We start from the raw sequence: 12,437 nt of genomic DNA on the forward strand, positions 1-12,437 counted from the left end.
CTATGACGACCTTGGCCCCGGCGTCGCGCGCCTAACTCAACACACGCTCCATCTGACGCGAGCCGATCATGCCGGCCTCGTCCACCACCAGCACGTCCATGGGGCCTAGCTGCTCGCGCCCCTGCCCCCATGCGTGTTCGAGGCTGGCGATGGTGCGGGACTGGATGCCGGACCCGCCCTCAAGATTCTCGGCCGCGATGCCCGACAACGCCGCTCCGCGCACGGTGTAGCCCTGCCCCTCCCAAGCCTCGCGCGCGACGCCCAGCATCGCCGACTTGCCCGAACCGGCATAGCCGACGACCGACGCCAGCCCCCGATCGCCGGTGACGTGATCGAAGGCGTCGCGCTGCTCACACGGCCAGGGCTATCTGCACGTCCTCCAGAGCCGCGACGGCGAGATATACGCTGACTTGTTCAAGGCCGCCGCTTGAGCATTCCGGGCGTCCGCGAGGCGGTCGCCCGAGCATCCGGGTCTGTCCGGCCGCAATGACCTGTCGGTCAGATCAATCCTCTCACGTTGTAAATCGCATTTCCATTTCCATGGAGGAGCATCCGATGTCCATCGTCTACGAAACAACCAAGTACGTGTTCGAGCCTGACCCGCAGTTGGTGCAGCACATCCTGACGCTGGTCGAACAGAGAGACAGGTCGATCGAGAACCTTGTCGATTGCTGCAGTTCGGCAGGCTTTGATCCAAGAGCGACTGCAACGGAAATCGGCATGCTGCTAATCGACAAGGTGCTGGTACCCGCCGAGCCGACCCTGCGCCTGAGCGGGTCCACCGTCGTCGCGGTCGCCAGAACGAATTGACGCGCTAACAGCGGGCGGGCGTACCTTAACGCCGACCGGACTCGTCCAGCAGCTTCACCGGGGCGACGTTCGTGAGACTGTTGCGCCACTAGCCCGGCCACCCTTGGTCCCGTCCGCAACGCGAGGAGTAGGTGACAGTTCTTTTCAGCCCTGTTGCGCATGGCAATCGTCGTGTTGACCGGCAGCGCGGCGCCTCGACCACGTACCTGACGCGCCGCTTTTATTGATCATTGAAGGGGCGGAAGCCTGCGACCTTCCGAGAGGAGGGGAAAAAAGGATGCGCATCCCGCGCGTCCGTCCAAGTAGGAAATCTAATATGCGATATAAGGCAGTCGCCACCGATCCCCTCGACTTCTCGCGCGCGCTGCGCCTTGAGATGGGACTCAATCCCTCGTTCGAAGAGTTCGAGCCGGTGATGGTCGCGGCCGTCGCGAACCTCGACAGCGACGCCATGTCAAAACTCGGCGCGATCGTCGCAGAGGCCGGCGATCCGGCTTTGATCTGGGCGCTCGACATCCCCCACAAGCTCGATCAGCCTGCGCGCATCGTAGCTTTCCTGCCGTTCGCGGGCTCGCTCATGATGATGACCGGGCTGACCCTATGGGCCGGTGTAGATCACTCGCAACCGCTGATCGTCGTGTCGCAGGAGGGCGGAAGCGCCTTCGTTGTCACCCCTCACGGCCTCCTGCGGCTACAGTCCGTCCCGCTAGGCATCGAGGCCTCGCTGCAGCCGGGCCTTGAGCGGGCGTGGGACCGTCTCAGCGAACGGATGCTCGCCATCGCGAGTCTGCGCGACGTGCTGCCGATCGCGGCCTGACGTCGCGGTTCCAACGCCGGGCGGCGTCCCAGCCGCCCGGAACATTCCGCAAGGGCATCATCGGCACAGCAGGTGGTGGGGAAAAACGCCTGCGGCGAGCCAGTAAACGAAGGACGAATTCAATGAACCGAGCAAACTTGGATAATCTCACGCTGCGTATCGCGTCGGCGGCGCCACACCTCGTTGAGGGCTGCATGGCCGATGCCTCCGCGGGACGCTTCTCCCGGACCCTGTTTGCCGCCGACTACGGCCGCGACGACGAACTCGAACGCATCACGTTCGAGGCCGCCCGCGAGAACGGTCTCGGCGTCGTCTCGCTGCGTCTGGGCCGCGAGCGCGGAGCGATGCCCCGGCGGGTGAACCTCGCGTTCGTCAGCGGCGGCGAACCGACCACGGTGCGCGACTGCGTCCTCTGGGCGAAAGAGGACGGCCCGGTCCTTATCGTGCCCTGCGATGTCCGCGAGGAGCGACACTTCGCCATCGGACCGGACGGGCTCGAGGAACGGCACGGCCGCCCCGCCCCAAGGCTCGGTCGCGGCATGTCGCTCGCAAAAGAGCGGCTTGAGCGTGCGGTCCGAGCCGCGCGGCAGGAAAGGCGCAGGTCCCGCGAGATCGGTCTCGCTAACGCGCGGAACGCGTGAGCGAGGACCAGCTGGCGACGCCGGTCGCCTGAAGTGTCATCGAAGAAGCAATGGTGGCTCCCTGGTGGGAGCGGAAAAGGACCGCAGGCGCGGTCGGAAGGGAGACTCAAGTGAACGAGACGACAGAACAGCGCAAGATCAGGATGGCAGGATACATGGCGGCGGTCGAACGCCTCCTAGGCGGACCAGCAGCCGTCGGGCACACCTTCAGGAACAGGGTCGAACTCATGGTCGGAGGGACGGCGGCTAATATCCCGACGCTGCTCGAGTGGGGTTCGCGGACGAGGGTGACCGGCCTGCCGATGCTGCTCTTCTCGCCGACCAACGAGCCGACGGTGCCGCTCGTCAGCCTCATCGCCCACGTGGACGGCCAGACGCACATCTTCGAAAGCTGCATGCTGTGGATGGGCGCTCGGGATGATCGCGCCCTGCTGGTTCCGGACAGCTTCGACATGGGCGCGTTCTCGTTCGACGACGAGCTGAAGCTGCGCCGGCTGCCGAAGGCACCTGCGCGGACCTTCAAGGCTGCCTTGAGCGGGATGCGCCGCGCCTACGACCGGCTTGTCGATCTGGAGATCGAGCAGCGTCCCGGCAGTGCGGCGCTCGTGCCACCCGCCCTACTCCAAACGCGTGCAGCATGACTGCTGGGGGACGCATCCGCGCGAACAAGCTCGGTCAGGCCGAAGCCTGCCGGCATCACGGCGCAGCCCCACCGCGTACGGGAGGGCACGCACTGCATCTGCGTCGAGGCGCTGAAGGCTTGGGCGCGCCTGCGATCAGCCGGAGTGGTCGGCGCGATCCTCCTCAAGGGCATAGTAGCGGCCTCCGCGCCGCTCAATCAGCCCGTTGGTCTCGAGCTGATCGAGATGCCAGTTTATCGCGCCCAGCCGCGTGGCGGAGTGCGCGGTGCCAACGAGCGCCGCGCGAGGATCGCTCGCTCTGCGAGCCCTGGCGATCCCGAAGATGCGGTTGGCGGAAAGACCGCCATCACAGTTCGCTTCACTCTGGAGCTCATGAATGAGTTCCATAACGAGAGCTGTGCCAGGGGCGAACGCCGCGGGATCGCCCTTTGGCCGTCCTGCGGCTCGCCGCTTCGAGGCGGAATGCGGGCTTGTAGCGCGGACGGATGCCCGCGCCGGCGCATTGATATGTGGCTCTGCCGCGGCCCCCACGTCCGGATCCTCCTCCCAGCCAGCGAGCGAACCGTCGGTGAGCGCCTCTTCCGGCATGTCTGTCACATCGACGAACGCCCCGTGCCGCTGTCGCGCCAGGATGCGCTCTGCCTTGCTGGCATGCTTGAGGTTGGCCTTGGCCACGTAGACGATCAGCAGATTGTCCGGCTTCCAGCTCCCAGGCAGCCAGTCAAGGTGCTCCTGACCCTCCTGCGTCGTCTTCCTTCCCTCCCGCCACGCCTGGGAAAGCCGCACCTCGACCGTCAGGCGCGGCGCGGTGGTCCACATGGCGACGCCGCGAAGCCGACTGGGAGCGGTGGCCCTATAGGTCTTGCGGGTCAGCGTGGTCGTCTTCGGCGTGTGCCCGATGATCGCCCAGAAGATCCGCAGCCGTTCGCAGAGACGACCAAGGTAGAAAAAGAAGTTCGTGGTCGCTTGGGCATCCAGACTGTCGAAGCCCGACATGCTCGTCGCGGAATCCATGACGACGCCGACGATCCGATCCTCCGGGTCGTCCTGCGCCTGGTTCCAATCCCGCACGTACCGGCGCACCTCCTCCATTACGGCCGAGGCCTCCCAGTGACGATCCTTCGGCGTCTGCTCGAATAGGCTGGGATTGCGATGCTTGAAATCGTCCTCGGACATGCTGAGGAAGGGCATGATGTGGATGCGCCTGCAGGTTCGGCGACTTGCCTCGCGGTCCTGACCAAGCGCGTGCTCGACCACGTCCTTCAGGCGGCTGATAATCTGGTCGCGTGTGTCCTCCGCCGTCAGCACGAGGACATGGCCCGTGCCGTTTATCCTGCCTCCGAGCCAGACATGCTCGCGCCTGTCTTCACGCCGGCTGGCGACCATGGCCGCCATCCAAAGCATCAGCTGCGTCTTGCCCGTCGAGCCGGCGCCGAACCAGACGGAGGTACCCGTCTCGGCCAGCCATCCCTCGATGCGATAGGAAGGCCGGGCGCTGGCCGCTCCAAGATGCCGGTCCGCCAGCCACGTGTCGGTTGTGGGATAGGAGTCCCAGTCGGGACTAACCGGCGCTGAGAGACTCTTTTCCCTCCCGATTGCATTCGGCACCCCGAACCCCTGCACCCTCGCGTCCAACGCCGATCCCCCGTAATGACGACCGCAAGTCGGCTGCGTCGGGTTCAGCATTCAGCGGAAATGCTTTCCATATTATATATATGGATCAGAAGCTGGCTGAAGGTCAGCCAGCGATGATCCAGTCAGGCGGCTGAACCGGCACCGTTCATGGGACGCCTACGGTACCGCGCGTGGTGTGCCGGCATGACGAGCCGCCCAGGAGTGACCATGTCCGCGGCACGGCCTACATACCATCGCAGCATCCAATTGGATCAGTGATTTTCGACAGGGCGACAGAAGAACAGGTCATAGCTGACGGGGCCGCCTTCATCGAGGTGCCCCGAACTGCGGAGGAGGCTGGGGTCGTCATCGAGAGGACCAAGCGCGCGCTGTCCGAACCCAGATACCGGGACGGCCAGCGAAGGCTGGAAGTTGCCTCGCTGCCTCAGGAGCGCTTTCGCGCATAGGCTTCGGTCCGACCAGGGCCGCCGCGGGTCGATCTCATCGGCATCAGCTATGGCGCAGCGCGCGAAATCCACCGTGACGCGTTCGTCCTGCCGCAGTACTGCGAACAGCACTTCAACAGCCCACATTATACAGCAGTCTTCGGGGCGCTGAATTACGGGGATGGCTTCAGGCGAATACTGCCGCCGGATCTCACAGCAGCCGAGGCGACAATACGCATCCGCAACAGCGTGCTAGCCTGGCTATACCTCCATGAGCAATCGCATCTGTTTCAGAACCATGGCGAAGTCGGGCGCCAGCTGAACGCGTCCTGGGCGAACGGTGAAATGATGATCGACGAGATGCGTGACAAGGAGAATGCGCCGCCGAAGGGGTTCAGCGCAGCTCTCAGTCACGCTCTCGAATTGGCTGCGGATCATGAGGCGTTGAACAACGTGCTTGGCCTCCTCGTGAAAGCCAATGGAAATACGATGCCCGCCCATGCAATCTGGACCCTGGTCGTCGGCCTCACGTGCATGTTCCAGCGGTTTTATGGGGTACCTGACCGGCCTCACGCGGAAGAAGCAGTTGGGTCTCATCCTGACCCCTCATTTCGGATGAGGGTGCTCCTGAGGGAGATGACCCTGATGATGCTCACTCCCGCCGTGCGTCAGTACGCCCCCTGGCTCAAGACGCATTAAGACCTCGGAGCTCTAACTGACCACGCAGTGATCACGGCGGCCATGTACTGCCACATCCGCTACCGGGGCGGGGAGCCCGTCTCGGCCTTCCTGCCGGCGGTACAGGCGTACTCAGATGTTCCGGCCAGCTACCAGCAGGCGGTTTTCGACGAGTGGAGCCTGGCGAGGCCGATGATCCTCAGCGACTATCGCGGGTGGGGAAAGGGATGCGTACTGGATCTCCCGACGATCACGCACCTGTCATAGATCCTCTCGAACGAGAGCTGCCATATCCAATGGTCAAGGAATCTCGAGGATTATCCAGCGGGAACTATTTCAGCTGAAGCTGGCAGCATCCAGCAATGTGCGGTGCCCGCCTTGAATTGCCGGACCGGCTAAAACCATCGCGTGACTGCCCGAGTTGCGAGCGAGGGCGATTATAAACGAAACGATGGTATTGAACGTCGCCCGCGAACTCGCTGCGCACCTCAATCACGGGATTGAGCCGGAAATCCGCGTCACAAGAGCAGAGGCGCTGCTGACGCAAGCGTTTGCCGACGTCGAGATCCGGCGCGCGTCGCGGCGTTCTCGGAGCCGGCATACCAGCGATAAAACGCAGCGCCGAGCAGCGTCGATGGCTTTGCGGTTTGGAAGAGCGTAAGGGATGAGCGGAGCTTCATCGCGTCGATCTGCCCGAGGACGGCACTAGGGTCGCTCGTTTGCAGGTCCTGCAAGGTGGACACGCATTCAAGGTAGCGGGCACCCAGAAGCGGATGCGCCAGATACGCTCGCGCTTCGTCCACCGATGTGATGCCGTAGAATTTGGCTGTCGAGCTGCGACCCAGCTCGCCCATCGCCTACCTCAGCCAAGGGTTCGAACACGTGGCTTATTCCAGTCGCACAGCTGATGAGGGCGGGGCTGGCATGCGTCGTCCGCGGCTGCAAGAAATGTGCTGATCACGAGGCAATCAAACCAAGAACTGCGGCTTCTGGGCCGCTTACGGACTGTCCGCTTCTCGGCGAAAATCAGGAACAATGGACTTTCTTCATTCCCTACGCGTAACCAAATCAAGCCGAATAGCAGCTAGGCTTTCATGCCGATCGACGACCTTCAACTCCGATCGGCTGCACGAGCTTAGAGGGCATCAAGATCGAAATCCGGCGTGAAATAGTCGGCAATTATTTTGAGATGCGAGCCCGGGATGCCGAGGTCGCTCGTCATCCTTTCCGCTACCGGGGCCGGGTTGGGATCGATAATCGTGATCTGTGGGATGGTTGCGCGTCGCGAAAAGGCGCGGTGAAAAAGCTTGTCGCTCTGAATATCCGTCTTCGGAAATGAGTAACCGATAATCACTATTTCATCAGCCGCCGCGAGCGCGTCTTCCGCTTTTGACCACAGTGTTTTGAACAAGTCACCGAAGAATTCGTAGCTTTTGCTCTTCACTGGAGGAATGATGAGCGGCATTGATGGGAGGCCCGCATCTGAGGCGTTGCCGGGCTTCGTCCAAGGGAAGTTGGGCGAAAGGCCCACTATGGTATAGCCGTCAGGCGGCGCCCGTCCGGGGAAATCCAGATTTGGCGGATAATAGCCATACGCCCATGGTTGATAGCCCGGAATATATCGACCCCGGAAACAAGCATAGGACCCGGTCGCTCGCTCGAAAACGCCGAAGGCGCTGGGGTCCAGATCTTGGCCCGGCACGATCATTCCGTGCCCATCGGTTACCGAATAGGCTGTCAGCCAATTTGTCGAGCCGTGCAATTTTAGGAGCAGATTTCCGGTCTTGCTGTCCTCCTTCGGCTCTGTTGGCGGGTGCCATCCGTCGTTGAACATGGCCTTGGGGCTAACGCCATATCCCCAATCCGGACGCCATGCCGTCCGTTCTGCGAGAGCCCGGTCGAGAAGTGTGTCCCAGTTGAAGGTGATGAGCACATCTTCGGGATTTAATCTGTCGACCAGTTTCATATGCGTCTGTGATGGCGGTCCGTTCTGGATGTCGTTGATTACCGCAGCGAACAGGAACAGCAGTTCGTTAAATGCCTTGTAGGGCGTCATTGCGCCGACCAAGCCGTCGCTCTTGAGTTGCGTATCGCGCGCGACCTCGATCTGTGAATGGAGGTCCTCGATATCGATACCTGAACGGAGGTAATCGAATGCGCCCCCCCGTCCGATGCCCAGATCGTCTTCTAGGAATACGATGATTGAGCCGATCAGCACCCATGGGTTTGTCGAAAGATCCAGCTTATCGAATATGTCGAAGAAGTCGCGCGCGATAGGCATGCGCTGCCCTGTAGGGCTTTGATCGTAGCTCTTAGAGGCCCCCGCGCCGAGTAAAATAACTCGCATTCTTCTTGCCTCCATCCAGTTCCGGCGCGTCGGATTATCAGGCGAAAAGCGACGCTCCAACTGAGCGTTCGAAAATTGCCCGATTGCAATGCCGGAAGGATATTGCGCGCCATCTACCCGTCGAGACGGGGGCGCTGTTCGGGTATCTAGAACTTGAGCCTTCCTTGGCGAATACCGAGTACCGATCGAGCCAGCCTCCCCAGGCTCTTGCCAAGATATCCTTCGCAACCGCAGTGCGAATAACGCCGATGAGCGATGAGTTGCGCGAGAAGTGGCTAACGCTGGCAGAATAGGTGGAAAATTTCGATGCCATCAGGCGAGCGGCGGCCGAACTTCGCCTCGAAGTCGACCCAGGCTTTACGGAGCTGCCTGCTGCAGAGGTGGTCAAGCGCGCGATCGACCGGTGTGAGCTGACGGTCGAAGAGCTCGGTCCGGATGATCCGGGACTGGCGGGATCGATCGGCGTTCTAGACCGAACATTCAACCTCGTTTTGGTGAGCAAGGCACTGGAACCCGCGGCGCGCGAGGAAGTGATCGCGCATGAAATCGGACACTTCGTAGTTCACGAGGCACCGCGCCCGACGGTTGCCGCTGACTACAGCAAACCGGGTGCAGGCGACCCGGCCCAGAGAATTGAAGCCTATGGCGTCAAGGAGCGTCGTGAAGCGCAGGCCAACGTCTTCGCACGCGAACTGCTGTTGCCTAGGGCGCTTGCCCGGCAATTGTTTATGGCCGGCGAGCGCGCGGCGGCGATAGCAGACCGGCTTGGCATTCGCCGGGAAACTGTCTTCCAGCAGCTCACCGATGCGTTGCTGCTTCCGGAGATGACTCCGGCTAGGGACAACGCCTCGCGCCCGTCACCTCCTCCGGATCAATTTCAGGAGGAGGCGATCGTTCACCGCGGCGAGGCATTCTTACTTGAGGCGGGTCCCGGCACCGGCAAGACGAAGACGCTGGTGGAGCGGATCTCACGACTTCTCAAGAACAAGGAGGCCCAGGCCGACGAGATACTGGCGCTAACCTTTTCCAACAAGGCTGCGGGCGAGATTGCCGATCGCGTCGAAAAGGCAGCGGGTGCCGTTGCGGCCAATATCTGGACAGGGACCTTCCATGCCTTCGGTCTCGAGCTGCTTCGCAAATATCACGAGATTTTCGGAAAGGGGCAGGACCCGCGGCTGATCGACGGCAGCGAGGCCATCCATTTGCTGGAAGACAGCCTGCCGACGCTTCCCATCGTCCACCTGCAGAACTTGTTCGAGCCGGCGCTCGCGCTGCGCGACATCTTTCGTGCCATTTCCCGCGCCAAGGACGAACTCGCCAGCCCGGCAGACTATGAGGAAAAGGCCGAGGCAATGGCGAAGAAGGCGGCGGAGAACAACGACGCAGACGCCGCGCTCGACGCGGCGAAGGCCGCCGAAGTCGCGCTGGTCTATAAGTATTATCAGGCCAAGCTCGATGAGCTCCGAGCTGTTGATTACGGCGACCTTGTCATGCTGCCGGCCCTGAAACTTCGCGACGACGCGGAGTTCGCCAAAATCCTTCGCGCGCGTTTCAAGTGGATCCACGTCGACGAGTATCAGGACATCAATCGCGCCAGCGCCGTCCTCATCAAGGGTCTCGCCGGCGAAGGAAATAACCTGTGGGTCGTTGGAGACGCGAGGCAATCCATCTATCGCTTTCGCGGCGCATCAACCGCCAACATGGCGCAGTTCAAGAAGCACTATCCGGTTTCGCTCCGGCGCAGACTGGGGCGAAACTATCGCTCGACCAAGCCAATCGTCAGCCGCTTCATGGAATTCGGCAACGACATGCAAGTGTCGGATTATGCGCTTCCGCTCGAGCTTGAAACGGAACGAGATGAACCTGGTACGCCTCCAAGCATTTCCGCCGCGGCAGACACTGAGGCGGAAATGGACGAGCTCGCAGGTGCCATCCGCGCGCTGGAGAAGGGCGGGACTGCGCTAAGGGACCAAGCCATATTGGCCAGAAGCAACGGGATTCTTGGGCGGGTCGGCGATGAGCTGGAAGCGCGCGGGATTCCGGTGCTCTATCTTGGTCCGCTCTTCGACCGCCCTGAAATACGCGATCTTCTTTCGCTGCTTGCAATCGTCGGCGGGGCCGACGCACCGCTCCTGCGCGTCGCCGGCTTTCCCGAATATGGCGTTCCGCTCGACGACGTCGTCAAGCTTCTGGGGATCGCGCGTGAGACGAAGAGACCGGTGACCGAACTCATTGTTGATGCGGAGACCCTGGCGGTTTTGTCGGTGCCCGCACGTATGGGTCTCGAGCGCCTTGGAAATCATCTGCAGGGGTTTCATGCGGGACACACTCCGTGGTTCATCCTCATGGAATATCTGTTCGAGCGAAGCGACTATGTCGTCCATCTGACGGCCGGCCAGACACCGCGCGACGAGATGCGGCGCGTGGCAGTCCGCCAACTTGTCGAAGCGATGCGGTCGATGCCGCTGCGCGGCAGCAGGTCCCCCATCAAGCGCGGGTTGGAGCGCGTCCGGCATATGGTATTGCTTGCCGATGATAGGGAGTTGAGACGCCTCCCCGATGAGCTTGCCGGTCTCGATGGCGTCCAGCTGCTTACGATACATGGAAGCAAGGGACTTGAGTTCGAGGCTGTGCATTTGCCCTGCCTGTACGCTGGCGCGATCCCGGGGGCCGACCGGCAGCCGCGCTGCCCTCCGCCCGCCGGCTTGATCGACAACAGCGCCGAAACCGACAGTCACGTTGCCGAAGAGGAATGTCTCTTCTTCGTGGCCTTGTCGCGTGCGCGTACACATCTGCGACTTTATCGCGCGGCAAGACGTGCGGGCAAGAATTCGAACCCGTCGGCCTTCCTTAGCCGGCCGGGCCTTGCATTGCCGGTCCCGGCCGATTGTCAGAGGGTTACCAGGATCTACCCGGTTGTCGCCCCATCCCCGCTGCCGGTACCGCCGCCGCCTGCAAAGCTGAAGCACCGCGACATCGAGCGCTACGACGATTGTCCGCGTCGCTTCTATTATGAGCGCGTTGCCTCGCTCCGCGGCGATGCACCCGAAAGTGCCTATCTCGAGGCTCATCGCTGCTTGCTGACGGTCCTCGATGCGGCTCGTGAAAGTGGGGTTGCCCTTGATGCGGCTCAGGTTTCGGCCATCTTCGAGAAGGCATGGTCCACGAGCCCACTGGTCGGCCACGTCTTCGAAACCTCTTACCGGAACCTGACGGAAGCCATGCTGGCCGGGCTCCTGCCTGTCCTCGCAGCGGGCAGCATGGAAGGTGAACCCAAATTATCCGTCGAGATTGGCGGGCGAACGGTTGAGCTACATGTCGACCAGATAATCGGCGACGGGTCCGGCACAATCTACCGTACAATCCGGGCCGGCAAGCAGAGCAAAGGCGAAGCGGACAAGATCGGCAACAGCCTGCTGCTGGAAGCCGTCAATCGGGGTGCCGTTAAATCTTGCCGCGTTGAAACCTTCCACCTGGCCGACGCCGCGACAACGCCCATCGAACAGACCGACCGAAAGAAGGGCGCCAGACTCGAAACTAGTCGAACCATCGTCGCGGCGATCGACAAAGGGGAATTTCCACCCAAGCCGAGCGACTGGTCCTGCCCGCGCTGCCGCTACTTTTTCCTCTGCCCGGCCCCGGTGCCTCCCGTCTAAATTTTTTTTGTAGACCGACTTCCGGGTTCGCGGACCCCAGCGATCAACCTCCTGTCGGTCCCGGCATTCCGTCGTGGCCCGAACGGCATGAGGTAATTTCACATGGGTAACGAAGAAAAAGACAATGAAGCGAGCCGTCCGGGCCGTTTCAGCTTTCTCGTCAACAGCGAAACCTATCGCGCCGACGATCGTCTCATCGACGGTGAAGATGCGCTGCAGATCTCGGATCACGATCCGGCCGACCAGCACATCCTGATCGAACTGAAGGATCGCGGCACCACGTCGGTGGGCCTCGACGAGAAGATCGATCTCGGCGGCGGTGACAAGGCGTTTCGTGCGTTCCGTGGCGACCGCATCTATCGCCTCACCGTCGAGGGTCGCGGCTACGAATGGGGGCAGCGCAGCTTCGCTGAGAGCGAACTGCGCCGTATCCACCGCATCGAGGCCGATGAGGTGTTCAGCATGTCGCTGCCGGGCGAGGATCTCATCATCGATGACGAAGGCGAGGTCGATCTCGAATCGGCGGGGGCCGAGCGTCTCGACGTGGTAAAGCGCCCCGAGGTGCGGATCACGGTCAACACCAAGCCGGTGAAGATCTCGCGCGGCTGGCACGATGGCCTCGCGATCAAGACGGCCGCTATCGCGCAGGGTGTTGCGATCCAGCTCGACTTCATCCTCGATCTCGAGGGCGAAGGCGTCCCGGCGCGCGTCATCGGCGATACCGATCGCGTGTTCATCCGTGGCGGCGAAAAGTTCGGCGCCGTCGACAACCACGAAGACAGCTAGG

The 12,437-nt window shown here is 62.0% G+C and carries 10 protein-coding genes and 1 pseudogene; 7 read left to right on the plus strand and 4 right to left on the minus strand.

What is annotated here, in order from left to right; genetic code table 11:
* Positions 1-34: 34 nt before the first annotated feature.
* A pseudogene (locus AX681_RS01700) lies at positions 35-352 on the minus strand (AAA family ATPase); the annotation flags it as partial.
* Between the two features lie 203 nt (positions 353-555).
* Between AX681_RS01700 and AX681_RS01705 the strand changes: the two are divergent.
* The 4 genes from AX681_RS01705 to AX681_RS01720 all read left to right on the plus strand — a co-directional run bounded on the left by AX681_RS01705 (position 556) and on the right by AX681_RS01720 (position 2,909).
* Positions 556-810 carry a hypothetical protein gene (locus tag AX681_RS01705; RefSeq protein ID WP_156442884.1) on the plus strand — a complete coding sequence of 85 codons (255 nt, stop codon included), beginning with the start codon at positions 556-558 and terminating at the stop codon, positions 808-810.
* Between the two features lie 316 nt (positions 811-1,126).
* A complete protein-coding gene (locus AX681_RS01710; RefSeq protein WP_066663451.1) occupies positions 1,127-1,627 on the plus strand; it encodes a hypothetical protein in 501 nt (166 codons plus the stop codon).
* 194 nt (positions 1,628-1,821) lie between these two features.
* Positions 1,822-2,268: a hypothetical protein gene (locus tag AX681_RS01715; RefSeq protein WP_156455981.1), complete on the plus strand. Its 447-nt coding sequence runs from the start codon at positions 1,822-1,824 to the stop codon at positions 2,266-2,268.
* 110 nt (positions 2,269-2,378) lie between these two features.
* On the plus strand, positions 2,379-2,909 hold the full coding sequence (locus AX681_RS01720; protein ID WP_156442882.1) for a hypothetical protein: 531 nt from the start codon (positions 2,379-2,381) through the stop codon (positions 2,907-2,909).
* A gap of 135 nt (positions 2,910-3,044) precedes the next feature.
* Here AX681_RS01720 and AX681_RS01725 read toward each other — a convergent pair whose 3' ends face one another.
* Complete coding sequence (locus AX681_RS01725) at positions 3,045-4,517, minus strand: AAA family ATPase (protein ID WP_197422021.1); 1,473 nt, start codon at positions 4,515-4,517, stop codon at positions 3,045-3,047.
* A gap of 800 nt (positions 4,518-5,317) precedes the next feature.
* Between AX681_RS01725 and AX681_RS01735 the strand changes: the two genes are divergently transcribed.
* A complete protein-coding gene (locus AX681_RS01735; RefSeq protein WP_156455983.1) occupies positions 5,318-5,668 on the plus strand; it encodes a hypothetical protein in 351 nt (116 codons plus the stop codon).
* Positions 5,669-6,165: 497 nt separating this feature from the next.
* Here the strand turns inward: AX681_RS01735 and AX681_RS01745 are convergent, their stop codons facing one another.
* Both AX681_RS01745 and AX681_RS01750 read right to left on the minus strand, forming a co-directional pair.
* Positions 6,166-6,501 (minus strand): DUF1810 family protein, encoded by a 336-nt coding sequence (locus AX681_RS01745; protein WP_066663425.1) that lies wholly within the window; start codon positions 6,499-6,501, stop codon positions 6,166-6,168.
* 281 nt (positions 6,502-6,782) lie between these two features.
* Positions 6,783-7,928: a hypothetical protein gene (locus tag AX681_RS01750; RefSeq protein ID WP_066663422.1), complete on the minus strand. Its 1,146-nt coding sequence runs from the start codon at positions 7,926-7,928 to the stop codon at positions 6,783-6,785.
* A 359-nt stretch (positions 7,929-8,287) separates the two neighbouring features.
* Between AX681_RS01750 and AX681_RS01760 the strand changes: the two genes are divergently transcribed.
* Entirely contained in the window at positions 8,288-11,650 is a 3,363-nt protein-coding gene (locus AX681_RS01760; protein WP_066663419.1) for an ATP-dependent helicase, read from the plus strand.
* Between the two features lie 102 nt (positions 11,651-11,752).
* Positions 11,753-12,436, plus strand: a complete 684-nt coding sequence (locus tag AX681_RS01765) for a hypothetical protein (protein WP_066663416.1) — start codon at positions 11,753-11,755, stop codon at positions 12,434-12,436.
* The last annotated feature ends 1 nt before the right edge of the window (position 12,437 follow it).

The organism is Sphingomonas sp. CCH9-E2, assembly GCF_001557215.1.
GTDB lineage: Bacteria > Pseudomonadota > Alphaproteobacteria > Sphingomonadales > Sphingomonadaceae > Sphingomonas.

Bases quoted from the DNA above. Each gene is read 5' to 3' on its own strand.
- AX681_RS01705 (WP_156442884.1), top strand. From the start codon at position 556: ATGTCCATCGTCTACGAAACAACCAAGTACGTGTTCGAGCCTGACCCG.
- AX681_RS01710 (WP_066663451.1), top strand. From the start codon at position 1,127: ATGCGATATAAGGCAGTCGCCACCGATCCCCTCGACTTCTCGCGCGCG.
- AX681_RS01715 (WP_156455981.1), top strand. From the start codon at position 1,822: ATGGCCGATGCCTCCGCGGGACGCTTCTCCCGGACCCTGTTTGCCGCC.
- AX681_RS01735 (WP_156455983.1), top strand. From the start codon at position 5,318: ATGATCGACGAGATGCGTGACAAGGAGAATGCGCCGCCGAAGGGGTTC.
- AX681_RS01745 (WP_066663425.1), bottom strand. From the start codon at position 6,501: ATGGGCGAGCTGGGTCGCAGCTCGACAGCCAAATTCTACGGCATCACA.
- AX681_RS01750 (WP_066663422.1), bottom strand. From the start codon at position 7,928: ATGCCTATCGCGCGCGACTTCTTCGACATATTCGATAAGCTGGATCTT.
- AX681_RS01765 (WP_066663416.1), top strand. From the start codon at position 11,753: ATGGGTAACGAAGAAAAAGACAATGAAGCGAGCCGTCCGGGCCGTTTC.